The sequence below is a fragment of the Williamsia muralis genome, assembly GCF_051487485.1.
Taxonomy (GTDB): domain Bacteria; phylum Actinomycetota; class Actinomycetes; order Mycobacteriales; family Mycobacteriaceae; genus Williamsia; species Williamsia muralis_B.
In genome coordinates this window covers 960,155-985,507 of sequence record NZ_JAHVCV010000002.1, presented here as the reverse complement: position 1 = coordinate 985,507, position 25,353 = coordinate 960,155, and the positions used below count along the sequence as shown (strand labels likewise).

Annotated in this window: 25 protein-coding genes; 15 read left to right on the top strand and 10 right to left on the bottom strand. The window is 65.4% G+C overall.

The window, feature by feature from the left end; genetic code table 11:
• Positions 1 to 20 precede the first annotated feature (20 nt).
• The 4 genes from KXR83_RS08055 (at position 21) to KXR83_RS08040 (ending at position 5,157) form a co-directional block, all read left to right on the top strand.
• The gene (locus tag KXR83_RS08055) at positions 21 to 2,057 is read left to right on the top strand and encodes a protein kinase domain-containing protein (RefSeq protein ID WP_437424375.1); all 2,037 of its coding nucleotides are present in this window, start codon (positions 21 to 23) and stop codon (positions 2,055 to 2,057) included.
• Positions 2,054 to 2,869, top strand: coding sequence for a hypothetical protein (locus KXR83_RS08050; RefSeq protein ID WP_437424374.1), 816 nt, complete (start codon positions 2,054 to 2,056; stop codon positions 2,867 to 2,869). The genes KXR83_RS08055 and KXR83_RS08050 overlap by 4 nt, the downstream gene beginning before the upstream one ends.
• Positions 2,870 to 3,031: 162 nt before the next feature.
• The gene (locus KXR83_RS08045; RefSeq protein ID WP_437424473.1) at positions 3,032 to 4,519 is read left to right on the top strand and encodes a hypothetical protein; all 1,488 of its coding nucleotides are present in this window, start codon (positions 3,032 to 3,034) and stop codon (positions 4,517 to 4,519) included.
• Entirely contained in the window at positions 4,516 to 5,157 is a 642-nt protein-coding gene (locus KXR83_RS08040; protein WP_437424373.1) for a DUF305 domain-containing protein, read from the top strand. The genes KXR83_RS08045 and KXR83_RS08040 overlap by 4 nt, the downstream gene beginning before the upstream one ends.
• A gap of 17 nt (positions 5,158 to 5,174) precedes the next feature.
• Here KXR83_RS08040 and KXR83_RS08035 read toward each other — a convergent pair whose 3' ends face one another.
• From KXR83_RS08035 to KXR83_RS08015, 5 genes are all read right to left on the bottom strand, one after another.
• Positions 5,175 to 5,366, bottom strand: coding sequence for a hypothetical protein (locus KXR83_RS08035; RefSeq protein ID WP_437424372.1), 192 nt, complete (start codon positions 5,364 to 5,366; stop codon positions 5,175 to 5,177).
• Between the two features lie 59 nt (positions 5,367 to 5,425).
• Positions 5,426 to 6,346, bottom strand: a complete 921-nt coding sequence (locus KXR83_RS08030) for an alpha/beta fold hydrolase (protein WP_437424371.1) — start codon at positions 6,344 to 6,346, stop codon at positions 5,426 to 5,428.
• Between the two features lie 59 nt (positions 6,347 to 6,405).
• Positions 6,406 to 7,644, bottom strand: a complete 1,239-nt coding sequence (locus KXR83_RS08025; RefSeq protein WP_437424472.1) for an MFS transporter — start codon at positions 7,642 to 7,644, stop codon at positions 6,406 to 6,408.
• A gap of 66 nt (positions 7,645 to 7,710) precedes the next feature.
• On the bottom strand, positions 7,711 to 9,186 hold the full coding sequence (locus tag KXR83_RS08020; protein WP_437424370.1) for an NCS2 family permease: 1,476 nt from the start codon (positions 9,184 to 9,186) through the stop codon (positions 7,711 to 7,713).
• Between the two features lie 44 nt (positions 9,187 to 9,230).
• On the bottom strand, positions 9,231 to 9,914 hold the full coding sequence (locus KXR83_RS08015; RefSeq protein WP_437424369.1) for a phosphodiesterase: 684 nt from the start codon (positions 9,912 to 9,914) through the stop codon (positions 9,231 to 9,233).
• Between the two features lie 279 nt (positions 9,915 to 10,193).
• On the opposite strand from KXR83_RS08015, the gene KXR83_RS08010 reads away from it, so the two are divergent.
• The gene (locus KXR83_RS08010; protein ID WP_437424368.1) at positions 10,194 to 10,910 is read left to right on the top strand and encodes a HemK2/MTQ2 family protein methyltransferase; all 717 of its coding nucleotides are present in this window, start codon (positions 10,194 to 10,196) and stop codon (positions 10,908 to 10,910) included.
• The gene (locus KXR83_RS08005; protein ID WP_437424367.1) at positions 10,907 to 11,170 is read left to right on the top strand and encodes a CDGSH iron-sulfur domain-containing protein; all 264 of its coding nucleotides are present in this window, start codon (positions 10,907 to 10,909) and stop codon (positions 11,168 to 11,170) included. The genes KXR83_RS08010 and KXR83_RS08005 overlap by 4 nt, the downstream gene beginning before the upstream one ends.
• Here KXR83_RS08005 and KXR83_RS08000 read toward each other — a convergent pair whose 3' ends face one another.
• Together KXR83_RS08000 and KXR83_RS07995 are read right to left on the bottom strand one after the other, a co-directional pair.
• The gene (locus tag KXR83_RS08000; RefSeq protein WP_437424366.1) at positions 11,171 to 12,199 is read right to left on the bottom strand and encodes an iron-containing redox enzyme family protein; all 1,029 of its coding nucleotides are present in this window, start codon (positions 12,197 to 12,199) and stop codon (positions 11,171 to 11,173) included. It abuts the gene before it with no gap.
• A gap of 76 nt (positions 12,200 to 12,275) precedes the next feature.
• On the bottom strand, positions 12,276 to 12,923 hold the full coding sequence (locus KXR83_RS07995; protein WP_437424365.1) for an NUDIX hydrolase: 648 nt from the start codon (positions 12,921 to 12,923) through the stop codon (positions 12,276 to 12,278).
• 183 nt (positions 12,924 to 13,106) lie between these two features.
• Here KXR83_RS07995 and KXR83_RS07990 point away from each other — a divergent pair, with 183 nt between their 5' ends.
• Complete coding sequence (locus KXR83_RS07990; RefSeq protein WP_437424364.1) at positions 13,107 to 13,988, top strand: SDR family NAD(P)-dependent oxidoreductase; 882 nt, start codon at positions 13,107 to 13,109, stop codon at positions 13,986 to 13,988.
• A 50-nt stretch (positions 13,989 to 14,038) separates the two neighbouring features.
• Positions 14,039 to 14,506 (top strand): SRPBCC family protein, encoded by a 468-nt coding sequence (locus tag KXR83_RS07985; protein ID WP_317713392.1) that lies wholly within the window; start codon positions 14,039 to 14,041, stop codon positions 14,504 to 14,506.
• Between the two features lie 18 nt (positions 14,507 to 14,524).
• Here the strand turns inward: KXR83_RS07985 and KXR83_RS07980 are convergent, their stop codons facing one another.
• Positions 14,525 to 14,695 carry a hypothetical protein gene (locus KXR83_RS07980; protein WP_437424363.1) on the bottom strand — a complete coding sequence of 57 codons (171 nt, stop codon included), beginning with the start codon at positions 14,693 to 14,695 and terminating at the stop codon, positions 14,525 to 14,527.
• An 86-nt stretch (positions 14,696 to 14,781) separates the two neighbouring features.
• On the opposite strand from KXR83_RS07980, the gene KXR83_RS07975 reads away from it, so the two are divergent.
• The 7 genes from KXR83_RS07975 to KXR83_RS07945 all read left to right on the top strand — a co-directional run bounded on the left by KXR83_RS07975 (position 14,782) and on the right by KXR83_RS07945 (position 21,917).
• Entirely contained in the window at positions 14,782 to 15,483 is a 702-nt protein-coding gene (locus KXR83_RS07975; RefSeq protein ID WP_437424471.1) for a guanylate cyclase, read from the top strand.
• A gap of 130 nt (positions 15,484 to 15,613) precedes the next feature.
• Complete coding sequence (locus KXR83_RS07970; RefSeq protein ID WP_437424362.1) at positions 15,614 to 16,603, top strand: glycoside hydrolase family 26 protein; 990 nt, start codon at positions 15,614 to 15,616, stop codon at positions 16,601 to 16,603.
• Positions 16,600 to 17,844, top strand: coding sequence for a PP2C family protein-serine/threonine phosphatase (locus KXR83_RS07965; protein WP_437424361.1), 1,245 nt, complete (start codon positions 16,600 to 16,602; stop codon positions 17,842 to 17,844). The genes KXR83_RS07970 and KXR83_RS07965 overlap by 4 nt, the downstream gene beginning before the upstream one ends.
• Complete coding sequence (locus KXR83_RS07960) at positions 17,841 to 19,820, top strand: glycosyltransferase family 2 protein (protein ID WP_437424360.1); 1,980 nt, start codon at positions 17,841 to 17,843, stop codon at positions 19,818 to 19,820. The genes KXR83_RS07965 and KXR83_RS07960 overlap by 4 nt, the downstream gene beginning before the upstream one ends.
• Positions 19,820 to 20,158, top strand: coding sequence for an STAS domain-containing protein (locus KXR83_RS07955; protein WP_099381448.1), 339 nt, complete (start codon positions 19,820 to 19,822; stop codon positions 20,156 to 20,158). The genes KXR83_RS07960 and KXR83_RS07955 overlap by 1 nt, the downstream gene beginning before the upstream one ends.
• On the top strand, positions 20,148 to 20,573 hold the full coding sequence (locus KXR83_RS07950; protein WP_437424359.1) for an ATP-binding protein: 426 nt from the start codon (positions 20,148 to 20,150) through the stop codon (positions 20,571 to 20,573). Before KXR83_RS07955 ends, KXR83_RS07950 begins: the two co-directional genes overlap by 11 nt.
• 102 nt (positions 20,574 to 20,675) lie before the next feature.
• Positions 20,676 to 21,917 carry an alpha/beta hydrolase family protein gene (locus KXR83_RS07945; RefSeq protein ID WP_437424358.1) on the top strand — a complete coding sequence of 414 codons (1,242 nt, stop codon included), beginning with the start codon at positions 20,676 to 20,678 and terminating at the stop codon, positions 21,915 to 21,917.
• Positions 21,918 to 21,930: 13 nt separating this feature from the next.
• Here KXR83_RS07945 and KXR83_RS07940 read toward each other — a convergent pair whose 3' ends face one another.
• Complete coding sequence (locus tag KXR83_RS07940; protein WP_437424357.1) at positions 21,931 to 22,986, bottom strand: PHP domain-containing protein; 1,056 nt, start codon at positions 22,984 to 22,986, stop codon at positions 21,931 to 21,933.
• Positions 22,983 to 25,319, bottom strand: a complete 2,337-nt coding sequence (locus tag KXR83_RS07935) for an MMPL family transporter (protein ID WP_437424356.1) — start codon at positions 25,317 to 25,319, stop codon at positions 22,983 to 22,985. The genes KXR83_RS07940 and KXR83_RS07935 overlap by 4 nt, the downstream gene beginning before the upstream one ends.
• Between the last annotated feature and the right edge of the window lie 34 nt (positions 25,320 to 25,353).

Sequence of the window (25,353 nt, the reverse complement as noted above, 5' to 3'; positions counted from 1 at the left end):
GAGAGCTGGAAGGGCATGAGATGAGCGTGGCGATCGGTTCCTACATCGGTGGCTATCAAATTCTGGAGATGCTCGGCCGCGGCGGGATGGGTGAGGTGTACAAAGCCCAGCACCCCCGGTTGCCGAGAGCCGATGCCATCAAGTTGCTGAACAACACCTACGGCAGTGACCCCGACACCCGGGCGCGGTTCGAGCGGGAAGCCGATCTGGTCGCCCCACTGAGTCATCCGAACCTGGTGAACGTGCTGGACCGGGGTACTCACGAGGGTCAGCTGTGGATCGCGATGGAGTTCGTGTCGGGTACCGACGCGGCGCACATGTTGATCGACGGCCCGTTGCATCCGCGACTTGCGGTGCAGATCATCTCCGAGGTCGCCGACGGACTGGACTACGCGCACCGCAAGGGGCTGCTGCACCGCGACGTCAAACCCGGGAACATCTTGATCACGCCGGGTGCCGATCCGATGAACCCGGATGCGGTGAAGCTCACCGACTTCGGCATCGCGAGGATGGCGCAGGAGACCGACAGCAGTCTCACGTCGGTGGGGATGACGGTGGGCACCCTGCGGTACAGCGCCCCTGAACAAATCGGTGGCGAGGAGATCGACCATCGTGCCGACGTGTACGCGCTGGGCTGCACTCTCTACGAGTTGCTCACCGCGACAGCGCCTTTCGATGCCCCCACCAGTCAGGGTCTGATGGCGGCGCACATGTTCAACGCCCCGCCGAACCCGGCCGCCGTCAATCCCGCCGTCCCGGCGGCCATGGCGTCGGTGATCGCAAGGGCGATGGCCAAAAAGCCCGCTGACCGTTTCGACACCGCCCGCGAGCTGGCCGATGCCGCACTGGAGGCGCTGCAGGGCGGTGGGGCGCCGCAGAGCACACGCGCGCAGAGCGCTTTTGTGCCCATCCCGGTCAAACCCGATACGCCGCAGACGAATGCCCCCCGATCGGCAGCTGCGGCGACCTTCCCTCCGGCAGCGACGCCCGGGCCCGTGCCATCGAATCCCTACCAACCGGGACCCTACCCCTCGACTCCCGGACAGCCCGGTTTCGGACAGCCGGCGGCCCAGCATTCGTCACCGCAGCACTTCACTCCCCAGCATTCTTCGCCGGGTCAGTCGTCGCCCGGTCATTCAGCACAGCAGAACTCGTCCCCGTATCAGTCGAACCCGTATCAGGGGGCGGGCCAGGGATACCCGGGGGTGGCGTCGAGTGGACAACGTCCGGCCTACGCGGGCGCCGGATCCGCGGCGGCTCCGGCGTCGAACGGTCCGTGGTTCACCCGCCCTGCGATTCTCGCCGGGCCGGTGGTGGTGCTCGCGGTGGTGCTCGGTGTGATCGCCGGCATGCTGATCGCCGGTGGCGGCAGTGCGCTGGCGGCGCCGCAGAAGCCCGCCGTCGAACTGGCCGCCGAGTCCGTGGACATCAGTTGGTCCGCGGTGGATGGTGCGTCCGAGTACGTTCTGCGGCAAGGTGATTCGGTCATCTATGTCGGGGACAAAACCGAGTATGCACAACCCATGCCGTTGCCGGGTACGTACTCGTACACGGTGTCGGCGCGATCGGGCGACCGGGACGAATCGTCCTACAGCCCGGCGAGTGACGAAGTAGCCGTGGCGCAACGGTGGCACGGTCTGGAACAGATGGCGGCCACGTTCGGGGAGATCGTCGGCCCGAGCCCGTTGTCCACCGACACCTTCGGGCAAGAAGCGTGCTGGGGCGGGACGGGCAGTGTCGACCCGGAGATCCCGAAGACGGGCGTCATCTTCTGCCGCGACGCCGCTGCCACCTACACAGTGCAGCTGCGGCAGTTCCCGTCTCGCCAGGTCCGCGACGAGTACCTGGACGGTCTCAACTTGAAGACGTCATCGGTGACCACCGATCAGGGCGCCGACGGCACCCTCTATCAGGGCAACGGCCCGACCAGTGACTGGGCGGGTACCGCGATCCTGGCCTTCGACGACACCGATCGTGAGGTGTACGACTTGAGCGTCACCATGGAAAGCGGCAAAGACGCCGACGCCGTGGCCCTGCTGGACAGGCTGCCGCTGTGAAGCGCTGGGGATGGCCGCTGCTGGTGGTCGCCGGGGTCGTGGCGCTGGTTCTCGCGTTCACCATCACCTATTTCGTGCGGGGTGCCGGCAACTCGGTGTCGAGTCCGGGGACGGTCACGGCCAGTGCCGAGGGCCCGGTGGTGAAGGTCAGTTGGAAGTCGTCGTCAGGAGCCGATTCCTATCTGCTCAGTCGCGGTGAGGCGGTCGTGTATTCGGGCCCGGCCACGGAGTTCACCGACATTTCGGCGGTGGCTCCTTCAGGCGGTGACCGGGTGGAGTACCGGGTGCGGGCGGTGGACGACAAGGGCCGCGTGTCCGAACCGAGCGCTTCGGCGTCGGTCGAGGTGGGCTCCGGGTGGGGGTTGTACGCGGAGTCGGCCCAGCGGTTGCCCGAGCTGTTACCGGCGGGACCCGACGAGCAGGGCTACAACGGTATGCGATGCGAGACGCGGATGGATGCGGTGCCGCCTGAGGAAGGTGACGGGCTCGACGGATCGGGCGAGCAGTTCATCAAGGCGGGTTTCCGCTGTGTCCTGGACTCCGATGGTGAGCTGTACGACCTGTGGACCGACTTCTATGTCACACCTGAGGCACTCGAGAGCCGGATGGACGACATCCGCGGCTTCGACGGGGTGACCAGCACAACGTGGCAGAACGGGCGCGCGGTCAGCGGTGGCGGCGGGGACGAGCCGCGATGGATGGCGCTGACGGTCGACGGTATGCCCGACGTCTACATCGAGCTCTCCGCCGTGGACAAGGCCACCACGTCCGACCAGCTCGTCGATGCGGTGAACAGCCTGCCCGTGGGCTGACCACCACCGCAGAAAAATCCCGAAAGCGCACCTCGTCGCAGCCGAGCGGCGTTACGCTCCCGCGAAGCACGGCAATGAAGCCGGAGGGGGCTTGTTGTGGGCGCATGGGCGGGAAACAAAGGCGCGGTCCGGATCGCGGTGATCTTCGGTGCGGTCCTGGCGATGGCAACGGCTACGGTCGGTCCGGCTTCGGCGGCCGCTCCGCCCGGGTACAACGACCTGATCGACGTCTGGCCCACCGCGGTGGACGTCGCGGACTGTCGACCGGGGGATCGGGTCGAGACCGGTATCCAGGGCGAGGTGCCCTTGGCGGACCGCAAATCCGGGCGCAGCACCAAGGGGTACAACTGCAACATCGATCTGATCGGTCAGTATCAGGGGCAGGGTGCCGGCATCGTCAGTGCCACCTACGGCCACTGTTCGTACACGGGTTCTTCTTTCCCCACCAACTTCTTGGGGCCCAATCCCGGGGTGCAGGTGATCGACGTCAGCGACCCGGCCAATCCGCGGATGACAGATGTGCTGAGCGAGCCTGCGATGGTGGGCGGCACCTGGGAGTCGTTGAAGGTCAACAAGGAACGCGGACTCCTGGTGGGTACGGGGGTGGGCATCCTCGAGGGCGCCGGTTACATCTCGGTGTACGACATCGCCACCGACTGCGCGCACCCGCGGTTGCTCAACACCGGCGCGGGGTCCCAGCTGTCGATGCCGATTCCGATCACCACCCACGAGGGTGACTTCTCGCCTGACGGGAACACGTACTGGGCCACCGGCATTGCCCCCGGCTACGTCAGCGCCATCGACATCACCGATCCGCGTGATCCGATGGTGGTGTGGTCCGGTGTGACGGGTGTGGAGGCCCACGGTCTCGGGTTCTCGCCAGACGGCAACACCATGTATCTGTCAAACCTTCTGGGGCTGACGATGATCGACGTCTCGGCGGTGCAGAACCGCAAGCCGAGAACGATTGTGCCCGAACTCATGCCGCACGTCGGTGAAAAGCTCTGGGTCGATGGTCAGATCACTCAACACAGCATCTACGTCACCTACACCGGGCAGCCGCACGTCTTCAGCGTCGACGAGGGCGGTTCGGGTGGCGTCAAGTTGTTCGATGCGGCGCGCTCGTCGAATCTTCAGCAGCGCAACGCGATCAAGTTGGCGATCAATCTGCCGGAGAACGCCAACAGGTGGGCTCAGAGCACCACGGCCAACGGCGCTTTCGGTTACGACGCCCACTACTGTTCGGTGGATCGTCCGGTCGACCCGACCGCGATGGCTTGCGGGTGGATCCAGTCGGGCGTCCGCGTGTTCGACATCAGCGACCCCGACCACTTCGCGGAGATCGCGTACTTCAACCCGCCGGCGCAGACTGGTGAGAACTGGCAATTGAGCAACTCTCTGCACGCCTTGCTCGGCTCCATCGCGGCTCCGCCGATCATCGGCACGCTGGCGGTCGCCCGGGCAGTGCTGCAGGGCGACAGCCCCGTGGACGGGATCATCAACGATCAGAGTCGTCTGGTCGGAGGTGACCTCTCGGCCGACTGGTGTCTGTCGCCACCGGAGTTCCACGGCGATCAGCTCTGGGTGACCTGCATGGACAACGGGTTCATGGCGCTGACGCTCGATCCGGCGGTGTACCCGATCCGATGAAAGCCATTGTCGGCCAACGGTTGTGGCTGATCACCGCGGTTGTCGTGGCCTTGGTCATCGGGCTGGGTGTCGGGTTGATGATCGACCGCGGCGGTCCGGAGTCGCAGGCGGCAGGAGAGTCGGCGACCGCCGTGGACGTGGGGTTTGCACAAGACATGTCCGCACATCACCAGCAGGCCCTCATGATGTGCGACCTGTTGGCGCCGACAGCGCAGCCCGATGTCCGGGCGCTCGCGGCCCAGATCGAGCAGGCGCAGTGGCGCGAGATCGGGCAGATGCAGGGCTGGCTACAGATGCTCGACGCACCGCTGCAAGCAGAGCGTCCGATGAGCTGGATGGGATCGGGTGGCCATCAGCACTCCGCGGGTGTGTCGACGATGCCCGGGATGGCCAGTGGCGACGAACTGACCCGGTTGTCGTCGGCCGACGATGTGCAGAGCGAGATCTTGTTCCTGCAGTTGATGATTCGGCATCATCAAGGGGCGGTCGACATGGCTGCAGAAGCGGCCCGGACCGCTGGAGAACCCGCCATCCGGCGCGCGGCGGTCGGGATGGTGAAGTCGCAGTCGGACGAGATCTCGGTGATGACGGTGATGCTCGACCAACGAGGTGGGGACACCCTGCCGTACCCGGTGTGAGCTGGGGGGGCGCCCGATCACTCCGGTTTCGGCGTGCCTTCGGACTCGTCCGAGGGTGCTGCGTTCTCCGCTGCGTGGGCTTCGGGGTCACCGGCGCGACGATCCATCGGGTCCACTCCGTCAACGCCCTCGAGGACGGTGAACTCCTGCTCCGCGGACGCCCTCAACTCCTTGGCTTCTTGTTTGATCTTGTGCACCCAGTCGGACATTCGGCACTCCTGTTCCGCTTGCGGACGCCCGGTCGGCGCCAGAGACCACCCTACGTCGTTCACCGTTTGTCGAGCGCGGTCTCCGAATCCCAGACCGCCATCAGCTCACCGAGGATGTCGACCGCCAGACCCAGTCCGCCCAGATGACTCTCACCGGGCATGGTGAACATCTTGGCGTCGGGCAGCAGATGCACCACGTGTTCGCCGTGCTTGTGCGGAATGATGTGGTCGTGATCGCCGTGCCACCAGCGCACCGGGACGGTCACGTCGCCGACCGAGAATCCCCAATCGCGAGCGAAGACAACAACATCGGCGAACGGCGCCTCCATCTGGCGGCGTCCGCCGTTGAGGAGGTCGTCGAGGAACATCGCTTTGAACTCGGGGCGCTGGAGCAATTCGCGATCGGCAGCGGGGGACAGCCGTCCGTAGACACCGATGGCCGGCCCGGCAACCGGTCGTGCCACTCGCACGACCGAACTGACAACTCGCCCGATCGGCGCTCCGGCCGTCTGCAGCAGGGGTGCGAGGAACTTGCCCAGTTCCATGGCACCTCCACCGATCGCGTCGGGCCCGACGGCTGGTGCCACGCCGCCGAGTACGCCGGCGACGACCACTCGGTCGGGCATCGCATGGGCCACGCCGAGCGCGTAGGGGCCTCCGCCGGACAGGCCGATGACCGCGAACTTGTCCACGCCGAGGGTGTCGGCCACGGTGGCGAGATCGTCGGCGAAGGCGAGCACGTTGGGGTAGCTGTACGGGGTCGAAGATCCGACACCGGGACGGTCGAGACCGATGATCCTGATGTTCTCCGCTTCGCCTAGATCGCGGACCTCGATCGGGATCTGCCGCCTGGCGCCTGGCGTGCCGTGGAGCCAGAACACAGCGCGGCCGGTCGCGGAACCGAACTCGGCGAACCCGATCCGGCGTCCCTCACCGACCGCCACGGAGCCTTCGATCTTGGGTCGTTCGATGTCGATCATCCATCCAGAATGGCACCGAACGTCGGCCGTGTATGCAATTTGCTGGTGGAACGCCTGCCTCACTCGTGAGAGGACAACACCACCCGGCCGTGGTCGAGCGAAGGTCGCATGTGACCGGCGCGCATCAGCAGCAGTCCGCACACCGCCACGGCGATCGCGCTGATCGCACCACCGACGATCAGTGGTGCACGCGGATCGGTCACCTGGGCGAGCCAGCCCAGCAACGGGCTGCCGATCGGCGTGCCACCGAGGAAACAGAGCATGTAGATGCCCATCACCCGGCCGCGCATCTGCGAATCGACCGACAGCTGCATGATGTTCATCGCCGAGGTGGTGAACATGATGTTGGCGACACCGACCGGGATGAGGACCACTGCCACCAGCCAGAAGGTCGGCATCAGACCGACGACGACCTCGAAGACACCGAACGCGAGTGCGCCGGCCAGAAAGTGCCGCAGCCGTGCCGGTTTCGTCCGGCGGGCTGCCACCAGTGCTCCGCTGAGTGTGCCCACGGCCAGCATCGTGGACAGCAGACCGTATCCGCCGGCAGTGCCCTCGAAAGTGTTCGCGGTCAAGAGTGCAAGCGAGAGTGGGAAATTCAGGCCGAAGGTGGAGACGACAAACACCGTTGCGAGGACCACGACGAGGTGGCGGTTGCGGCGCACGTAGCGCACCCCACTGCGGATCGAGCGGTCCGTGGTGGCACGTGCGGAGCGGATCAGCTCCGACGTGCGCATCGCGAACAGTCCGGCCAACACCGCCAGCGAGGTGACCGCGTTGATGAGGAAAACCGGGCCGGTGCCCACCAGGGTGATCAGGAGCCCGGCCACCGCCGGCCCGATGATCCGGGCGAGGTTGAACGTCAGCGAGTTGAGTGCCACCGCGTTGGGCAACTGCTCTGCGCCCACCATCTCGATGGTGAACGACTGCCGGATCGGCGCATCGATCGCCGAGACGCACCCCAAGGCGAACGAGAGGATGTACACCCAGGCCAGAGTGGCCATCCCCGCCACATCGAGCACCCCGAGGATCAGGGCGCACAACGCGATGGTGGTCTGGGTGGCGATGAGGAGTTTGCGTTTGTCGAACCGGTCGGCCAGTGCTCCGGCGGGTAGCGAGACGATGGCTGTGGGGCCGAACTGCAGGGCCATGACGATGCCGACCGCAACGCCGCTGCCGCCGGACAGTTCCAGTACCAGCCAGTCCTGCGCGATGCGCTGCATCCAGGTCCCGACGAGCGAGACCACCTGTCCACCAGCCCAGAGACGGTAGTTGCGTACCCCGAGAGACGAGAACATCACCGGGAGTTGCATCGGAAATAGTTTACCGCTGCCAACTAATCGGCCACGCGGTCCGGCAGCGAGCTACCCGATGAGCGCTTCGATGGGTTCCTTGGCGAAGTACAGGGCGAAGAGCGCGGCAACCAGCCAGAGCAAGGGGTGGATCGACCGTATCTTGCCCCGCGCCGACGCGAGCACCACCCAGGTGATGAAACCGACGCCGATGCCGTTGGCGATCGAGTAGGTGAAGGGCATCACCACGATGGTGAGGAAGCAGGGCAGTGCGTAGTCGAACCGGGTGAGGTCGACGGTGCGGATCTGCGCGATCATCAACGCGCCCACCACCACCAGGGCGGGTGCGGCTGCCTCGAGCGGCACCACCGAGTACAGCGGTGTGAAGAACATGGCAACCAGGAACAGGACCCCGGTCACGACGTTCGCCAAACCGGTTCTGGCGCCTTCGGCGATGCCCGACGCCGACTCGACGAACACGGTGTTCGACGATGCCGACCCGGCGCCACCGGCGATGGCCCCGGCGCCCTCGACCACAAGGGCTTTACCGATGTTCGGCAGATTGCCGTCCTTGTCCGCGAGCTCGGCCTCTTTGCCGAGGCCGGTCATCGTGCCCATGGCGTCGAAGAAGTTCGAGAGCACCAGTGCGAACACGAGAACCGATGCCGAGAGCACACCTATGCGGGTGAACGCGCCGAAGAGGTCGACGTCGCCCACGAGGTCGAGGTCGGGCATTCCTCCGATGGATGACGGCCAGTCGGGCACGTTGAGATTCCAGCCCTTGGTATCGGTGACCGAGGGCCCCAGGTCGGCGAAGGTCTGCACGATCATGGCCACCGCAGTGGTGATCACGATGCCGATGAGCAGACCGCCCCGCACCTTGCGCACCACCAGGACGCCCATGAGCAGCACCCCGAAGACGAAGATCAGGGTCGGCCAGGTGGCCACGGAGTTGTCGATGCCCAGGCTCACCGGCACGGTTGTGCCCGCCGCATCGGGGATGCGTTTGACGAAGCCGGCATCCACCAGGCCGATGAAGGCGATGAAACACCCGATGCCTGCCGCGATCGCGGCCTTCAGTTCTGCAGGGACGGCCCGGAACACCGCTGTCCGGAATCCGGTGACGGCCAGCGCCACGATGATGATGCCGTCGACGACAACAAGCCCCATCGCCTCGGCCCACGTGACCTGCGGCGCGATCGACACCGCGAGCAGGCTGTTGATCCCCAGGCCGGCTGCGATCGCGAACGGATAGTTCGCCACCAGCCCGAAGATGATGGACATGATGCCGGCGACCAGCGCGGTGACGGCCGCAACCTGTGCAAGGGGGAGAACGTCACCGAGGACGTCGGTGTTCTTGGAGTTGCCCGGTACCCCGCCGATGATGATCGGGTTGAGCACCACGATGTAGGCCATCGTGAAGAAGGTGACAAGGCCGCCACGAATCTCTCGTGAGAGCGTCGAGTTGCGCTCGGTGATCTTGAAGAAACGGTCGAGCGCAGGGAGGCGATGTTCCGAGGTGCCGGTCTTCTCCTGGTCCAACGACATGATCTTCGGCCCCTTCGCGACTCGACCAGATTGCCGTGCTCACCTCACCCTTCGGCGGCACGCCCCTTGCGGCTGTAACGATAGGCGAGCTTACGGGTACCCGATAACCAGTTCGGTTCCGGATCAACGTCTCTGGTGGTGTTCACCGTGGGATCGAAACCGATGTTCGGGTAGTCGGCCTCGTCGGCAGGTTCGGCGAGCGTCAACCGGGCGAGCGGCTCGAACGGCCCCGTGCCGTGGGCCTGCTCGATGTCGAAGACCAGACCGGCACCGCTGATCTGTTTGTGGAAGTTCTCCAGGGAGACGCTGGCCTGCGGTGTCTCCGGCGCCACCCTTGCCCGGAGCCACCAGCTCCCACCGTCGTGGTGCAGCGGTTGCAGGGAGGAGAGGACGGCGCCGCCGAGGGCGCGGGCGGGGAAGGGGATGGTCCTGGCGACCAAGTTTGTCCCCGCGGCACTGGCGAGCAGCACGTCCCACGGCGCGTGATCGCCTGGATGCGGCGGCATCCGGATGGCAAGGCCCAGCACATCGGGAACCGTTCCGGGCATCCCGACACCTTTGGACACCCGGGCCACCACGTCGCAGTCGGCCATCGGCAACCCGACACCGTCATCGGCCACCCTGGTCAGGGTGCCTTTTGCCAATACGCCGTTGGGGTGGAAGAGGCGAGCGCCCCGCAGGGCGGCGCCTGCCTGAATGGGAAGGCCGGCTATGTCCGAAACTCTCATCGCGCTCCTTCATCACTGGTGGGACGTGGCGCTGTCCCAGGGCAGATACCCGACGGCCGATGCGGGCAAACTCCCTCATCATTCCGTGGCTGCCGGTCACCCGGAACGGAAATGTCGAACAGTTCGGGGCCATATGCTCAGACGGCAAAGCGCACGGTGTGTTTACCGCCCGCAGGTAGGGGGCATAAGAAACCCATGGCGGCCACGGCGATCAGCGTCGGCGGCCTCGAGACCGCAAAGGCCCACAACATGACAATGCTGCCAGTTCGGGGTGTCCCGATGCTTGACAACTACGTGTCGGACCCTGTCGACGAGGCCCTGGCGGCCTTGGAGGCCATCGAGGTGCCGAACGGCGTATACAAGCCGCAGGAGGACTCGCGACTGCTGCTCGCGGCCATGGCCGGTCTCGGGATGGTGCAGGGGCGACGAGTGCTGGATCTGTGCACGGGAAGTGGCGTGCTCGCCGTCGCGGCCGCACGGATCGGTGCCGCTGAAGTCGTCGCATACGACATCTCGCCCAAGGCGGTGCAGTGCACGCTGGACAACGCGGAGGCGCAGGGACTTGTTGTGGACGCACGGCTCGGTTCGCTGGAGGAGGCGCTCGAAGCCGGCCCGTTCGACCTCGTTGTCTCCAATCCGCCCTACGTACCTGCCGATCGCCTCTCGACAGCGACTGTGGGACTGACACATTCATGGCACGGTGGCCGCGATGGCCGGACATTGCTCGACCCGCTGTGCGTCGCGGCCCCGGAGCTGCTTGCCGACGATGGCACGATCATGATCGTCCAGTCGGAGTTCGCCGATACCGAGAGTTCGCTGGTCGAACTGCGTGCGGGTGGCCTCAACGCCGATGTCATTGCCCGCGAACGCATTCCGTTCGGGCCGGTGCTGATGCAGAACGCGCGCTGGCTCGAGTCCCTCGGCATGCTCGAACCCGGTTGCCGCGAAGAAGAACTCGTTGTTGTCCGGGCGCACAAGGCCGCCGGTGGGCGATGACAGTTCCTGACAAGGGAACCGTTCCCGAGAAGGGAAGAGCCGGCAACAGAGGCGGCGATCGCCGGGTGATCCGGGTGGTGCAGGGCGGCCCGATCATGGTTCAAGGACCGGTGAGCATCGAGATGCCCGACGGCAGCACCGTCGACTCCGATCGATTCATGGTCGCGCTGTGCGCATGCAAACGCAGCAAGACCTATCCGCTGTGCGACACCAGCCATCGCGGCCGCAAGAAGATCGTGCGCCGCGAGGACCGGATCTGATCAGCTGATCGGTTCGAGCAGCGAGCACTTTCCTTCGGTCCAGCTCCTCATCAGCAGGGCTGCGAGTTTCTCCTCGAGGAAGTCGAACGCGCGGATCCCGAAGACCACGTCGGATTCGAGTTCGGGCTCGCGTGTCAGCAGGTCACCGACCACCTCGTGGCGCAGCACCTGCTCGTGCACGGCGTCGGCCTCCACGTGTTCGCGGTAGAACCGGATGCACTCGTCTGGGGCGTCGAGACGTTCGAGGGCCTGCGCCAGCCGGCGGGAACCGGGCGAGGACGTGATCTCGGTGGCCGCGAAATGCCCGACCACCGCGCCCCGCAACGATCGGTGCAGTCCGAGCATCGACATCAGATTGACCAGCGCCAGGGACTCGCCGGGGACGATCTCCAGGTAAGCGAGGTAGTCGGAGTCAAGGCCGGCGGCATCGAGTAGGTCGGCGTACAGCTGCTGGTGGACGTTCTCGCCGCGACCGCCACCGAACTCGTCGAATTCGACGGCGACAAACGACGCTTTGGCCTGGCCCGTGAGGCGGGGGATCGCCCACGCATGGGGATCGGCTTCTTTCAGGTGGTACACCGAGCGGTGCACGAAGTACTCCTGCAGCTGGTGCCACGTGCCGACGTCGCACAGGTAGTACGAAGGTCCGCTGCCGTCCGGGGTCTCGATGGAGAGCGCCTCGATCTCCGCGGTGGCGTTGTCGCCCGGCTCCACGTCCGCGCGCAGCGCGTTCATGAAGTTCTTCTCCAGGCGCGCGCGCAGCCGGAGGAGTTCGGGGTTCCATTCCCAGGCGTCGTCGACGCCGATGAACCCGCGGTAGTGCAGTTCGTAGCAGACGTACAGCGCCAGCTGGAGATCACGACCGTACGGTTCGGTGTTGTAGTCGGACTCGTCCAGGGAGAGCAGCGACGTGGATGTTTCGGGATCACGAGACAACGCCGAGACGACCGCCGCCGAGAGAGGACCGGCAGGCTTCGGCAGGTCCCGGATGATCGAACTGGACGATGAAGTCTTCAGCGGTGCGGTCACGGTGTTCGCCTACCCTTTCGGTGCTGTGTGGAAACCTCATGGTGACGAGGGGTACAGCCGGTTCTGGGCACCCGGATCAACGCCATGCGAACACCGGCTGCTCGAACCCGTCGACCCGGGTATGGCGTCCTGCCAACACGACTTCGGCGAACTGGTAGATCACTGCGGCCGTGGGTGCGTGCACCAGCGATCCCACCAGCGGGAGCTGGATGACCGGTTTGTCCGACTCCGGGATGCTGACGAACCGCGGCGTCACCATCAGGTCGGACATCGGGATGAAGAACAGTTGGGCCACTTCGCCGGGGTTCGGATTGGTCTCGCGGTCGGGCCCTGCCCAGCACACGATCGGGGTCATCACGTACCCCGATCGGGTGGCGTAGTCGTCGAGGCGGCCCAGTACCTGCGTCTGGTCGACGTGAACGCCGAGCTCTTCGTGCATTTCGCGTAACGCTGCATCGGCGTGGGTTTCGCCGGCCTCGAGACGTCCGCCGGGGAGTGCGAACTGGCTTGGGTGCTCGCGCATCCGGGAAGGACGTTTGGTCAGCCAGATGCCGTACTCGCCGTCGCGACTGGTCACCGCGATCGCCACAGCGGCGGCCCGGACGCCTTCGGTGAGGTCGGCGGTGGCGTGGTCGAAACCGTCGAGACGGTCGACGATGGTCTGGCGGACCGTGTCCGGGCTTCGTCCGAGGTCGCCGGCGCCCCTCGTGTTGTTCACGCTCATGGATTCACTGTGCCGTATCGGTCGCCCCGGTGTGTCGGCGCAGGGACCAAACCGAGCCCGCCCGCTCCGGCGCGGGTGCGCCACAGTGCACACAAGTCGTCGTGGAAAGGCCGGATGTGACCATCGCGGCCGGTTTCTGTGCGCGCCTGCCCGCCCGTGGTGTTGCGAGATACGGTCGACGCCATGGCAACACAGTGGCTACCCGACCGGCTCGGTGTCGTGAAGGGCAAACGGGTGGTGGTCACCGGGGCCACGAACGGGGTCGGATTCGCCAGCGCCCGAGCACTCGCAGGCGCCGGGGCGCGTGTGGTCCTGGCGGTCCGTGATCCCGAACTCGGTGCCCGGCGCGCGGCGGAGATCGGTGGAGACACCGAGGTGCTGCGACTCGACCTCGCCGACCTCTCGTCGGTGCGCGACGCCGCGGCGAACCTCGGCGGGCCGATCGACGTCCTGATCAACAACGCCGGAATGGTCCCGACGACACGCGCTGACACCGGCGACGGATTCGAGACCGCCATCGGCACCAACTTCCTCGGACCCTTCGCGCTGACCAACCTGCTGCTGCCGCAGATTCGTGAGCGGATCGTCCTGGTGGCCTCCGATGCCCACCGATCGGCGACCATCGACCCCGACGACCTGCATCTGCGCAGCGCACGGTGGTCGCCGCCCCGCGCATACGCCCGGTCCAAGCTGGCCGTGATGTTGTGGGGCCTCGAACTGGACAAGAGGTTGCGCCACAGTGGTTCTCCCATCACAGCGATGCTCAGTCAGCCCGGTTGGGTGGCGTCCAACATCTCGAACAAGCCCCGGCTCGGTCCGGTACACAAGGTGGTGAAAGCCGCAGCGACCCTCGTCGCCAACGACATCGACGCCGGCGCAGCGTCCACGCTCTACTGCCTGACCGAACCGATTCCACCGGGCAGCTACGTGGGGATGGACGGGCTCTGGGCGCTGAAAGGGTCGCCGGTGCTGTCCGGGCGATCGTCCACCGCCTGCGACTACGACCTGGCTGGCGACCTGTGGCGCGCTGCCGAACGTGAGACCGGGACGAGATACCCGCTCTGAGAATGTGTTCGCACGCGCATCGACCCACGGTCGCGGCGTACGTTGGCGCCATGGCAGATGCAACTGTGACAACAATCGATTCCGGCCCACGCAAGATCGCCCGGCAGGTGGTGGTGAAGGCACCCGTCTCCGAGGTCTTCGCTCTGGTCGCCAACCCTCACCGGCACCCCGAACTCGACGGATCGGGCACAGTCCGCGACACCCCGGTCAAAGGACCCGATCGGCTGAGTCAGGGCGCGAAATTCAGCGTCGGCATGAAGCAGTACGGACTTCCGTACAAGATCACCTCGACCGTCACCGCCTTCGAGAACGACACCCTCGTGGAGTGGCAACATCCGCTGGGCCACAAGTGGCGGTGGGAGTTCTCGTCGCTCGGCCCCGACACCACGCAGGTCACCGAGACGTTCGACTACAGCAGTGCGAAGTCGCCCAAGATGCTCGAGGTCTTCGGGTTCGACAAGAAGAACGGCTCCGGTATCACCGGCACACTCGAAGCCCTCGCCGCCCGCTTCGCCTGACCGTCACAGCAACTGACGTCACCGCTCCGGGGCGGGGCCCTCGGCTTCCTCGTATCGCTGGTGCAGGCGGGCCCGGATGTCGTCGGCCGTATACGCGTTGCGCTGGCGGACGTCCCGTCGCACCAGGACGCCGCTGGCGGCGACACCTACGACACCGGCCAGACCGATCCACTTCCAGGCGTTGCGCACCGGTCGAGCGTACCGGCGCCGTGACGCTGCGGGGGTCGACGTGGCGCGTTTAGGCTCTGCGTGTGCATTCCCAGCGGCCTGCGGCCATCTCGCTCGACGAGGCGCTCGACTCCACCCGGACCGGAGATGTGTGGCTCTTTCGGGGGCGGTCGGGTCCCGACCGCGCCATCCAGACCCTCACCAACAGCCCGGTGAACCATGTGGCGATGGCGGTCGCACTCGACGATCTGCCGCCGTTGATGTGGCACGCCGAGTTGGGCAACAAGCTCACCGACATGTGGACCGGCACCAATCACCGAGGCGTGCAACTCAACGACGCCCGTGAGGCTGCCGAGCAGTGGATGCAGAAGTACGGTCAGCGATGCTGGATCCGGCAGCTGACGCCGTATGCGGCCCGCGAACAAGAAGATCTGCTGCTCAGGGTGATCGCTCGAATGGACGGCACCGCGTTCCCGACGACTGCCCGGCTGGCCGGCCGATGGTTCAAGGGGCGCGTTCCGACGATGAGTGATGTCACCCGGGGTGTACCGGTGCTCGACGACAAGGTGCGGAGTTCGGCGGACCGACGACGTGCCGCGCGACGTGGGACAAAACAATCGAAGGTCGGGCTGGAGTCGGCATACTGCGCCGAGGTGGTCGCGATGACCTATGAGGAAATGGGTTTGCTCGCCACCGAGAAAGAGCCGAATTGGTTCGACCCCGGCCGGTTCTGGAGCGGCGACTCGCTGCCGCTGGCCCCCGGTTATGCACTCGGTGCCGAAATTGCAGTTGTGCCGGCCACGCCCTAGACCGGGGGTTGCCCATACCTAATCGGGATAAATCAGGAACAATGGCACGTGCGTCTCGTCGGGGAAGGGACGCCGCCCGCGAATCGTGTAGCCGAGCGCGAAGGGCGGTACTCATCGACAGGGGTGGTGCATGCGTTCGTCGCCGACGATTCAGTTGACTGCGATGATCTGCAGTGTGCTGGTGGCATCCACCGGCCTGTTCGCATGTTCGAGCGATTCGCAATGCACGGTCGACACCACATCTTTCGACAATTCCGCGGACACCTGTCTGCGGTTCGGCGTCGGTACCCCGGGCGGCTTGTCGGCCGGTGAAGAGGTGGCCGCGGTGGCCGGCCTGGTCGGTGAACAGCCCAGCATCGTGCTGGCCTTCTCCGACTTCACGGCGGCTCCTCCGATCGGTGGCCTCGACGTGGTGCGCGGCGCAGGCGCCGACCCGATCGTGACCTGGGAACCCTGGAAGTATCTCGGCGGGGACAGCTACGACCGGTCTGCCTTCACGATGGATTCCATCATCTCGGGAACCCACGACGACTACCTGTATCGATGGGCCGACGAATTGGCGGCCTGGGGGCAGCCGGTTTACCTGAGGTTCGCCCACGAACCGAATGGCACCTGGTATCCGTGGAGCCCGGCCGGTGGTACCTCCCCGCAAACCTATGTACAGGCGTGGCGGCATGTGCGAAACATCTTCGCCACCAAGAACGTGCAGAACGTCCGATGGATATGGGCGCCCAATGTTGTTCTCGCCGGCGAACAATTGGCTGACTGGTATCCCGGGGACGATGTGGTCGACGTGATCGGGGTGGATGGATACAACTGGGGCACCGCGATCCCCGACGGAAAGTGGACCTCGCCAGAGGACTTGTTCGGCGAATCTGTTGACCAGATCCGAGACGTCGCCGCCGACAAACCCATTCTCGTCACCGAAGTCGGCAGCGCCGAGCAAGGTGGTTCCAAACCCGACTGGATCAAAGACCTCGTCGCCTATCTGGGAGGAGCCGCAAACGTTTCAGGATTCGTGTGGTTCGACTACAACAAAGAGGCCGACTGGAGGATCGAGAGTTCTCCCGGATCAGCAGCGGCGATGACCGAAGCACTGCAGAAAGCGTTGAACCGATGAGTATCGACACCGAGATCGCCGAGATCCAGCTCGTCCTCCCGCCCGAAGCCGAGGAGAAGCGTCTGCGCTCTCTCGACCAGCTCCAGATCCTCGACTCACCGCCAGAGGATCGATTCGAGCGGGTCACCCGGATGGCCCGGCTCATCTTCGGCGTGCCGATGGCGTCGGTTGCGCTGCTCGATCGAGACCGGTTGTGGTTCAAGATGGTCGAAGGTCTGCCCCTGTCGCAGGTTCCGCGCGCCGAGACCGTCTGCCAGACCACGGTGGCGCGAACCTACACCAAGCCTGCCGATCCGGCGTTGATCGTCGACGACCTCGCGAAGGTCCCCGAGTTCGCCCGCCTCCCAGGCGTGGGTGGTGATGGCGGCGTGCGGTTCTACGCCGGCTACCCCCTGTACGGCCCGGGTCATCAGCCGGTCGGGACGTTCTGTGTCTACGACACCTCGCCCCGCACGTTCGACGATTCCCAGCAGGCGACCTTTCGTGAACTGGCCGCATGGGCCCAACGGGAACTCGAACGCGCAGATGATCTGGAACGCGCCGCAGCCGTGCAACGCCAGTTGCTGCCGGCTCCGATGCGGGGGATCGAGGGGTACTCGGTGCGGTCGATGTGTGCGCCGGCCTACGCCGTCGGCGGCGACTTCTACGACCACTACCTCACCGACGGCGGCGCCGTGTTCACTGTCGCGGACGTGATGGGCAAGGGCCTGGGGGCCGCGATCTTGACGGCCAGCGTCCGGTCTGCGCTGCGAGGCGCCTCCAAGGCCCTGGACCACGCGTGCCCGGGAACGAGTCTGGACGACGCGGTCTCACTGGTGGCCAATCACGTGGCCGATGACCTCACCAGCACCGAGAGTTTTGTGACGCTGTTCCACGCCCGGCTCGAGCAGTCGACGGGCAAGGTCGAGTACATCGACGCCGGACACGGACTTGCGCTTGTCTCGCGGAGCAACGGTGATGTCGAGTCGCTGCCCGGATGTGGGTTACCGCTGGGTGTTCTGATCGACGAAGAGTGGAAGTCGGATGCCGTCACCCTCGGTGCCGGCGACATGTTGATCATCGTGTCCGACGGTCTCCTGGACCTGCTGTCCGAGGACAGCGACGCGGACACGGTCCAGGACTTCGTCCGCGGGTACACCGATCCGCAGTCGCTGTGCTCCGCGGTGGCCACGCTCGCGTCGAGCAACGCGCCACTCGACGACGTCACGATGGTGGCGGTGCGCCGGGACGACGCCGGATGACGCATCGTCGCGTCGAGACCCAACCCGACCTCGGTACCACTCCATCACCCTGGTTGCGCCTGCTGATCGTGGTGACCGCCATCCTCGGCATCAACTATGTGGTGTGGCGGTGGATGGCCTCGATCAACTGGGAGGCGTGGTGGATCGCCGTCCCGCTGGTGATCGCCGAGACGTACAGCCTGATCGACTCGTTGCTGTTCGGTCTGACGATGTGGCGTTTGCGCCGTCGCGCCGATCCCGGTGACCCTCCGGAAGGCGCCACAGTCGACATCTTCATCACCACCTACAACGAGCCCTTGGAGATGGTGATGGAGACGGCCAATGCCGCTGTGCGGGTCGAATACCCGCACACCACATGGATTCTCGACGACGGCGACCGCCCGGAGCTCGCGCAGATGGCCAAGGAGAACGGCATCGGCTATTTGACCCGCACCGAGAGCTGGGTCGACAAACCGCGGCATGCCAAGGCCGGCAACCTCAACAACGCGCTGCTGCAGACCGACGGGGAGTTCATCCTCATCCTCGATGCCGACCAGATCCCTGAGCCGCAGATCCTCGACCGAACTCTCGGCTACTTCAAGGACGAGAAGATGGCGTTGGTGCAGACGCCGCAGTACTTCGTCAACGTGCCGCCGAACGATCCGCTCGGCAGCCAGGCGCCCCTGTTCTACGGGCCGATCCAGCAGGGCAAGGACGGTTGGAACGCTGCGTTCTTCTGTGGCTCCAACGCGGTGTTGCGGCGTGAGGCCCTGATGCAACTCGGCATCACCGGATATGTGCGTGCCATCGAAGAGGGCATCGAGGAATCGCTGCGCGCAGCCAAGGCGGTCCTGAAGAAGACCCGCAAGCAGGTGAGGGCCGACAACCCCGAGGCGATCGTCGCGCTGGATGCGGTGGACGAGGCCGTTCGGATCGCCCGGGCCGACCTGAAGGCGAAGAAGCCACTGGCCGACGTGACGTACGACTTCCAGCAGCGGGTGGACGCGGCCGCGAGGGGGCTGGTCGAATCCGACATGGAGATGATGCGGGCCGACCTCGAGGCGATCGCCGCACTCAACGAACTGGCCGAGCAGGAGTCGGGCGCAGCGCCTCTCGACGAAGATGCGTTCGCGGCCCTGGCCGGTCGTGATTGGTCACCGCTCGGCGCCCTCGAATCCATCCGGGCGATGATCCGCGCGGTGGATGTCGGGCGCGACGACGAAGCGCAGCCGATGCTGCCGCTGGCGACGATCTCGGTCACCGAGGACATGGCGACCTGTATGCGACTGCACGGGATGGGCTGGCGGTCGGCCTATCACGACGAGGTGCTCGCGCTCGGACTCGCACCCGAGGACGCCAAGACGATGATCACGCAGCGACTTCGTTGGGCGCAGGGCACGATTCAGGTGATGCTGCGGGAGAACCCGCTGATCCAAAAGGGTTTGAGCGTCCCGCAGAGGCTCATGTACTGGGCCACCATGTGGAGCTATCTCGCCGGGTTCGCGGCCGTGGCGTACATCGCCGCACCGGCGATCTATCTGATCCTCGGCATACTCCCGGTGCAGGCGTTGAGCTTCGACTTCTTCGTCCGGTTGATCCCGTTCCTCTTGTTCAACCAGCTGCTGTTCTTCATCATCGGGCGCGGTAAGTCCACCTGGCGCGGGCAGCAGTACAGCCTGGCGTTGTTCCCGGTGTGGATCAAGTCCTGTACCACGGCTTTTCGCAACGTCTACTTCAAACGCCCACTCGGGTTCGCGGTGACGCCGAAGACCCGGCAGGACCAGGAGGCGGTGCCCTGGCACCTCATTCGCCCCCAGCTCGTCGCCATGACCGTGTTGGTGGTGGCGTCGCTGATCGGGATCGTGCAGCTCTATCGTGGTTCGATCTCGGTACTCGGTGTGAGTGTGAATCTCTTCTGGGTGCTGTTCGACCTCGTGGTACTCAGTGTCGTGATCCAAGCGGTCCGCTATCGCGGGTCGACCACAGAAGGAGAATGATGACCAGCTACGAAACGCGCACCACCACCGGGGGTGCCGTGGTACTCCGGCCGGAGGGCAGGCTCAACATGGTCGCCGCTCCCGCGATGCGCGAGCAGTTGCACAAGCTCGTGGAGTCCGGGTCGACCAAGATCGTCATCGACTTGTCGGCGACCGACTTCATCGATTCGTCCGGTCTCGGTGCGCTCATTTCCGGTCTGAAGGTGGCTCGGCAGGCAGGCGGTGATCTCCGGATCGCAGCCCCGTCCACCCAGGTCGAGTCGGTGTTGTCGCTGACCAACCTCAATCGAGTGCTGCGCTCGCACCCGTCGGCGGACAGTGCATTCGATGCCGACTGACAACCCGCCCGGCGTGCGGGTGCTCGAGGAGTTCGCTCAGCCGGACACGGTGGAACGGGTGCATCAGCTGCTGTCCGAACTACTGACCGCCGAGCCGGTGGACGACATGGACGCGATGCAATTCGAGTTGGCGCTGGCCGAGATCGCGGCCAACATCATCGAGCACGCCGAGAAGACCGATGGTGGACAGGTGTCGATCCGCCTCGAATTGGAGGTTCGGCCGGACAGCATCCACGCGAGGTTTTCCGACGACGGGAAGCAGGCCCGTGTCGATCTCAAGACGGTCGAGTTGCCCGATGAGTTCTCCGAGCGCGGCCGGGGACTCGCCATCGCTCTCACCGTTCTCGACGAACTGTCGTATCGGCGGGCAGACCACCGGAATCATTGGACACTGGTCCGCAACCGCACCCTCTGACGCCAGCAGGAACAGACAGCCAATCTTTTTCCGCTGTACGCCATTTCGGCGGCCGACGGGTTACCGTCGTAGTGCCAGTTGTCGTCGAAAGGCTTGTCAGCGATGCCGTCCCTGCCGTTTTCCGCTCACCCGTACGAGGCTTTCAACGCAGGTTTCTACCGAAGTCCCGACCGCGATTTCGAGGTCAGGATTGTCCTGGGTCAATCCGTCTACGGTGCCGCCGACATCGGCGAGGTGCTCTCGGCTATCGCGACGGTCGGGGAGAGTGCCCATCAGGAGTGGTTCGATGCGTGGGTCGGACTCGGCGACCGGATCACGGCGCTGGCCGAGGCCGGGCGGGCTGCCGGCCACGATCTGAGCGCCGCCCGTGCGTATCTGCGTGCCGCCACGTACTACGCCACGGCGGTCAACTCGGTTGACGAACTCGACTCCGAGGATGCTCTACTGCCCACGTTCCGCAAGCACCGCGGCTCCTGGGACGCTTTTGTCGACACCACCCCGCACAAGACCGAACGGGTGGACATACCGTACGAAGACACCACTCTCCCCGGATACTTCTTCCAGCCGCGGCATTCCGGCCACGGCCCCCGGCCCACACTGATCCTGAACAACGGCAGCGATGGCCCGATCAGCAGTCTGTGGACCTGCGGCGGGGCAGGGGCTCTCGAGCGTGGATACAACGTGCTGTTCTTCGATGGGCCGGGCCAGCAATCGATGTTGTTCGAACGGTCGGTGCCCTTTCGTCATGACTGGGAGGCCGTGATCACGCCGATCGTCGACTTCCTGGGCGCCCGTGCCGACGTCGACGAATCGAAGATCGCCCTCTACGGCATCAGCCAGGCCGGATACTGGGTTCCGCGCGCACTTGCATTCGAGCACCGGCTGGTCGCGGCAATCGCCGACCCGGGAGTGGTGGACGTGTCGGCGTCGTGGTTGGCACACATGCCCAAGAGCATGATCAAGCTCATCGAGCAGGGCAATCGCGAGAAGTTCGACCGCAACATGGCCACCGGGATGAAGTTCTCCAAGAAGAACTCTCGGATGTGGAACTTCCGGGCGCGTCCTTACCAGAAGGACACCTACTTCGACACGCTCGCAGAGGTGCTCAAGTACCGGATCTCCGATGACGAGGCGGCAGCCATCGCCACGCCGCTGTTCATCACCGACCCCGACGACGAACAGTTCTGGCCAGGACAGTCAAAGGCCTTGGCCGACAAGCTGAACGGCAAAGCTGCGTTGTCCCACTTCACCGCGGACGAGGGAGCCAACTTTCATTGTCAGCCGCTCGCCCGCGCGTTGACCGATCAGCGCATGTTCGATTGGCTCGACGACATCATCGCGTGACTCGGGTTCGGGCTCAGCTGCGTGAGCCGGCGGCCCACTCCAGAACCTCGTCGGCCGGCCAGGTCGTGACGATGCGTTCGGGGGGAATGCCGTGTTGCTCTGCCCGTTCGCACCCGAGGGCCTTGAAGTCGAGTTGACCAGGCGCGTGCGCGTCGGAGTCGATCGCGAACAGACAGCCGGCCGCCATCGCCAATTCGATGAGTTCGTCTGGCGGATCAACTCGTTCGGGGCGCGAGTTGATCTCCACCGCGGTGTTGGATTCGGCGCATGCCTCGAACACCGCCTGAGCGTCGAACACCGACCTGGCGCGTTTGCCCCGTCCCCCGGTGACAAGCTGCCCGGTGCAGTGGCCGAGCACGTTCACGTAGGGGTTGCGCACTGCGGCGACCATGCGCCGGGTCATCGGTCCGGCATCCATCTTCAACTTGGAATGCACCGACGCGGTGACGATGTCGAGTTCACCCAGCATCTCCTCGGTCTGATCGAGCGACCCGTCGTCGAGAATGTCGACCTCGATGCCGCGGAACAGGCGAAACCGTTCTCCGAGTGTGTTGTTGATGCCGTCGACCACGTGCAGCTGCTTGCGTAAGCGCTCCACCGACAGGCCGTTGGCGACGGTGAGCCGCGGAGAATGATCGGTCAGCGCCATCCAATCCTGACCCAGGTCGATCGCAGTGAGGACCATTTCGTCGATCGGGGACCCGCCATCGCTCCAGTCCGAATGGCTGTGCAAGTCGCCCTTGGTCATCGCGTAGAGGTCGGCGCCGCCGGTGGCGAGAGACGCGGATTGCTCGTCTTGCAACGCTTTCAGATAATCCGGCACCTCGCCGGAGACGGCCTGAGCGATGACGGCGGCGGTGGTCTTGCCGATGCCGGGCAGGTCGGTGAGTGTGCGCCGCTTCACCTTGTCGGCCAGCTCGTCGTCGCTGAGGCCTGCCACCACCTTGAGCGCTTTGCGAAACGCTTCTACGCGGTAGGTGCGTTCGCGGGCCCGTTCGAGGAGCAGGGCAATTCGGCGCAGGGCCTCCGCAGGCGACACCGGTGCGGTCAATGGATCTATGGATCTCACTTCACCAGTTTGCCCTCCGCCTCCGCGGGGGCGTTCGATGAGGTCTTGCGCGAGCCGTCATCGCTCGACCGGACGTCAGGGACGTCGTCATCGTGCGAACCGTCGACGCGGGGCAGCCAGTTCAACCAGGACGGGAACCACCAGTTGGCCTTGCCCAGGATCTCCATGGTGGAGGGCACCAGCAGCAGTCGGACGATGCTGGCGTCGATGAACACGGCGACAGCGAGTCCGACACCGAGGATCTTCAGACTTCGATCGGGCGTCAAGGCCAGCGACAGGAACACGCAGACCATGATGAGGGCGGCGCAGGTGATCACGCGGGCCGTGCTGGCCAGCCCTTCGGCCACCGACGTGGTGGCGTCCCCGGTCCGCTCGAAGCGCTCTTTGATACGCGAGACGAGGAACACCTCGTAGTCCATCGAGAGCCCGATTGCCGTGACGAACAACATGATCGGCACCCAGGCATCGATGGGGCCCGCCCGGCCGACCCCGAACAGTGAACCCGCCCAACCCCATTGGAAGATGGCGACGATCACTCCGTAGGCGGCGCCGAGCGACAGCACGTTGACGATAACGGCCTTGACGGGGACCACGATCGACCGGAAGGCCAGCACCAGCAGGACGAATGCGGCCGCGAGCACGGCTGCGATCGTCCACGGGAGCAACGCGAGTGTGATGTCGGCGTAGTCGATCGCGCCGGCCGTGATGCCGGTGACACTGACCGAGATGTCGGAGTCGGATCCGAGGCTGTCCGGGATCACCTCGTTGCGCAGGCGTTCGATGAGTTCGGTGGTCGCCTCGTCCTGCGGTCCGGTGGCAGGGTTCACCGACATCACGGCGATCTGGTTGCCGTCGACCTGGCCGACGGGAATGGGGGGAGTGACCCCACCCTGCGCGACATCGGGATCGGCCTGGATCTGCTGCTGCAACGTCCCGAGTGCAGCCTGCGGGTCGGTTCCTTCGGGGTATTCGGCGACCAGCACGAGCGGGCCGTTGGCACCGACACCAAAGCCTTCGGTGACGTAGTCGTAGGCGACGCGGGTGGTCGCGTCGGTCGAGCGGTTTCCCGCGTCGGAGAAACCGAGGCGCAGGGAGAACGCCGGGATCGACAGGATCACCAGGATGAGCACCGCGGTGGCCACACCGACCCACGGTCGCTGCTGGATGCGCCGGCTCCACTTACTTGCCCAGACCCCTTCGAGGGCCTTGTCGGGGTCTTTGCCGCGACGTTTGCGCAACCAGTGCAAGGACAGGCTGTTGACCCGGGTGCCCATCACCGACAGCAGTGCGGGCAGTAGCGACACCGACGCGATCAGGGTGCCGAGAATGCCTGCGATGGCGGCGAACGTCAGTGACGGCCCGAGGTCGCCGCCGGAGATCAGGATGCCGCACATGGCGATGATCACCGTGCAACCCGCGAACAACACCGATCGTCCGGCTCGCAACATCGCCGTCCGGACTGCCGCATCGGTGTCGAGACCTTCGTGAAGTCCCGAGCGGAACCGGGTGACGATGAGCAGTGCGTAGTCGATGCCGACGCCGATGCCCAGGATCATGGTCACCGAGATCGCGAAGTTGGGGACATTCATGACGTTCTGGAAAAGGAACAGCACGGACGCGCCCACACCGACGCCGAACAGTGCCGACAGGATCGGCAGACCGGCGGCGATCACCGAGCCGAATGCGATCAGCAAGATGACGAGTGCCAGCAGCACACCGATGGCTTCGGACGTCCCACTCGGGGGGACCTCGTCGAAGCGCGGATCGCTGAATTCAACTGCTACACCGGGGATTCCGGCGTCGTCGGCAATCTCCTTGATGGTGTCGACGCGGTCTTGCACCACCGAGTCGGTGCCGGTCCCGAGGTCGAGCGAGGTGATCGAGATGCGTCCGTCCGGCGAGATCTGTGCGCCCTGCCCATAGGGGTCGCCGACTGTCACGTCCGGGGAGCTCGAACGGAAGTCACCGACAAGGCCTTCGACGGCCTGGGTCACCTCGGCGTTGCGGACACCACCCGGTATGTCGCTCGACGCGGCTATGACGATCTGACCGGCGGTCGCCTGGTCACCTTGGCCCGCGCGTTCGAGGAGTTCACCGGCTTTACCCGACTCCGTCCGGGTGTCGTTGGTGAACGCTGTGGTGGTGGGGCCGGCCCACATGGCCGCTGCGGCGATCGCGGCGATCAGCACCGCAATCCACGTGCCGATCACAAGCCATCGGCGACGGATGATGAATGACGTGTAGCGGTCCATGGCTGTCGGCCTCCGGGGCGAGATGGCGAGATGGCGAGCGGGACGAATCCCATCCTTGCCCAGGGGCCGGGACGGATCCATCAGGAATGACCCTGAGATCTCCCCGAATTCATCG

Bases quoted from the DNA above. Each gene is read 5' to 3' on its own strand.
- KXR83_RS08055 (WP_437424375.1), top strand. From the start codon at position 21: ATGAGCGTGGCGATCGGTTCCTACATCGGTGGCTATCAAATTCTGGAG.
- KXR83_RS08045 (WP_437424473.1), top strand. From the start codon at position 3,032: ATGGCAACGGCTACGGTCGGTCCGGCTTCGGCGGCCGCTCCGCCCGGG.
- KXR83_RS08040 (WP_437424373.1), top strand. From the start codon at position 4,516: ATGAAAGCCATTGTCGGCCAACGGTTGTGGCTGATCACCGCGGTTGTC.
- KXR83_RS08035 (WP_437424372.1), bottom strand. From the start codon at position 5,366: ATGTCCGACTGGGTGCACAAGATCAAACAAGAAGCCAAGGAGTTGAGG.
- KXR83_RS08030 (WP_437424371.1), bottom strand. From the start codon at position 6,346: ATGATCGACATCGAACGACCCAAGATCGAAGGCTCCGTGGCGGTCGGT.
- KXR83_RS08025 (WP_437424472.1), bottom strand. From the start codon at position 7,644: ATGTTCTCGTCTCTCGGGGTACGCAACTACCGTCTCTGGGCTGGTGGA.
- KXR83_RS08020 (WP_437424370.1), bottom strand. From the start codon at position 9,186: ATGTCGTTGGACCAGGAGAAGACCGGCACCTCGGAACATCGCCTCCCT.
- KXR83_RS08015 (WP_437424369.1), bottom strand. From the start codon at position 9,914: ATGAGAGTTTCGGACATAGCCGGCCTTCCCATTCAGGCAGGCGCCGCC.
- KXR83_RS08010 (WP_437424368.1), top strand. From the start codon at position 10,194: ATGCTTGACAACTACGTGTCGGACCCTGTCGACGAGGCCCTGGCGGCC.
- KXR83_RS08005 (WP_437424367.1), top strand. From the start codon at position 10,907: ATGACAGTTCCTGACAAGGGAACCGTTCCCGAGAAGGGAAGAGCCGGC.
- KXR83_RS07995 (WP_437424365.1), bottom strand. From the start codon at position 12,923: ATGAGCGTGAACAACACGAGGGGCGCCGGCGACCTCGGACGAAGCCCG.
- KXR83_RS07990 (WP_437424364.1), top strand. From the start codon at position 13,107: ATGGCAACACAGTGGCTACCCGACCGGCTCGGTGTCGTGAAGGGCAAA.
- KXR83_RS07985 (WP_317713392.1), top strand. From the start codon at position 14,039: ATGGCAGATGCAACTGTGACAACAATCGATTCCGGCCCACGCAAGATC.
- KXR83_RS07970 (WP_437424362.1), top strand. From the start codon at position 15,614: ATGCGTTCGTCGCCGACGATTCAGTTGACTGCGATGATCTGCAGTGTG.
- KXR83_RS07965 (WP_437424361.1), top strand. From the start codon at position 16,600: ATGAGTATCGACACCGAGATCGCCGAGATCCAGCTCGTCCTCCCGCCC.
- KXR83_RS07960 (WP_437424360.1), top strand. From the start codon at position 17,841: ATGACGCATCGTCGCGTCGAGACCCAACCCGACCTCGGTACCACTCCA.
- KXR83_RS07955 (WP_099381448.1), top strand. From the start codon at position 19,820: ATGACCAGCTACGAAACGCGCACCACCACCGGGGGTGCCGTGGTACTC.
- KXR83_RS07950 (WP_437424359.1), top strand. From the start codon at position 20,148: ATGCCGACTGACAACCCGCCCGGCGTGCGGGTGCTCGAGGAGTTCGCT.
- KXR83_RS07945 (WP_437424358.1), top strand. From the start codon at position 20,676: ATGCCGTCCCTGCCGTTTTCCGCTCACCCGTACGAGGCTTTCAACGCA.
- KXR83_RS07935 (WP_437424356.1), bottom strand. From the start codon at position 25,319: ATGGATCCGTCCCGGCCCCTGGGCAAGGATGGGATTCGTCCCGCTCGC.